The organism is Okeania sp. SIO2F4, from assembly GCF_010672385.1.
Classification (GTDB): domain Bacteria; phylum Cyanobacteriota; class Cyanobacteriia; order Cyanobacteriales; family Microcoleaceae; genus Trichodesmium.
Map to the genome: position 1 here is coordinate 1 of NZ_JAAHGT010001448.1, position 1268 is coordinate 1268.

At 36.3% G+C, this 1268-nt stretch carries 1 protein-coding gene; it reads left to right on the forward strand.

Annotated elements, in window-relative coordinates:
- The first annotated feature begins 758 nt into the window (after window positions 1–758).
- On the forward strand, window positions 759–1103 hold the full coding sequence (locus tag F6K22_RS41145; protein WP_293110959.1) for an IS200/IS605 family accessory protein TnpB-related protein: 345 nt from the start codon (window positions 759–761) through the stop codon (window positions 1101–1103).
- Window positions 1104–1268 lie beyond the last annotated feature (165 nt).

Genomic DNA, 1268 nt, shown 5'->3' on the forward strand with positions numbered 1-1268 from the left:
GTCGAAAAATCTCTTAAACTCATGCTAATTATTTAGTTCGTCAGTCTTGGATATTTGACAAGAAAAATCTATCCTACTATGACCTACAAAAAACACTTTCTACTCAAGCAGACTATCAAGAAATGCCAGAATCGAGTATCTCAACAAATATTGATGATACTAGATAGAAACACATGAATTGCTTTTTAGCAGCGAACGAAGTTTTTCAAGAGAATCCTTCAAAGTTTAAATCTCGCCCTCGTCTGCCTGGATCTAAAAATAGAATAACGGCAAGAAATATTGTAGTTTATACGATACAAGCTATCAGCAAGAGGCAACTTAAAACTTGGAATTATTAATCCTTCTCAAACAGGGATTTATCTAAAAACATTGGTACCTACTTCACACTCTTAAACAAGTTCGTATCGTCCCTAGACTTAACCATTATGTAATTGAGGTGATTTATGAGAAATGCGAAAAACAGTTGCGAATAGATGAAAATCGTTATGCCAGTATTGATATTGGATTAAACAATTTAGCTACATTAACCTTTAATAAGCGCCGGAATTAAACCCAAGAGTGATAAATGGCAGACCGTTAAAATCTATCAATCAATACTATAATTAAGAGTTCCTTACAATCTCAACTTCTGGAAAATCAATCAAGTCTGAGACTGAAAAAGCTTATGTTAAAAAGAGAATTTGCTCATTAACGATCCAATACGCGTATTGCATCTCGCTTGATTATTAATACTTTAATTAATCAGATGCAGAGGAACATTGATAATCGGACACAATGAAGACTCGAAGCAGAAGATAAATCTAGGGAAAAGAAATAATCAAAATTTGGAAAGTGTTCCCTATAATAAATTAATTGAAATGTTATCTTATAAAGCCAAGATAGTAGGGATAAATATAATTATTACAGAAGAATCTTATACCTGTGCATCAAGTTTTATAGATAATGATTTGATTCCTGTCTACAATAAAGGTCAGAAAAATCAAGTTACTTTCTCACCGAAAAGAGTAAAGCGATGCAGCGCCTTCACGCGGGGGTTTCCCTCACTCGCTGTTGCATCAAGACAAAGAGGAATGCAATCGCAGTGCCAGCAAAGGATTAATTAATGAGTTACGTCAACGGTTCTCTAAACATAATGAAAAAAGCAGCTTCCTTTTGCTTTTAGCTATGGGATAGAGGAGCCAGTGGGTTGGGCGAGTCCCCCGACAGTCACGCAACTGGCGTGGTGTTGTAGTGCCTCCTGCGGAGGAGCTGCGCTAACACGAGCGTCA